1 rRNA gene is annotated in these 300 nt (G+C 56.0%); it reads right to left on the reverse strand.

The features are described from left to right. Nucleotides 1-300, reverse strand: a 23S ribosomal RNA gene (locus EJ903_RS26650); the annotation flags it as partial.

Below are 300 nucleotides of genomic sequence, written 5' to 3' on the forward strand. Positions count from 1 at the left end.
AACGGGGCCCTCTTCTTCCGAAGTTACGAGGGCAATTTGCCGAGTTCCTTCAACACCATTCTCTCAAGCGCCTGGGTATACTCTACCTGTCCACCTGTGTCGGTTTGGGGTACGGTCTGATGCGGGGGCTATTTCCTGGAACGGGTCCACAGCATGTCCAATCCGATAAGGACATACACGCTTTCCCATCCGTCACACACCCGCTGGCTCACGATTATTAACGTGATTCCCATCGACTACGCCTTTCGGCCTCGCCTTAGGGGCCGGCTCACCCTGCGTGGATTAACCTTGCGCAGGAAC

Origin of the sequence: Azospirillum griseum, assembly GCF_003966125.1 — a bacterium.
GTDB lineage: Bacteria > Pseudomonadota > Alphaproteobacteria > Azospirillales > Azospirillaceae > Azospirillum > Azospirillum griseum.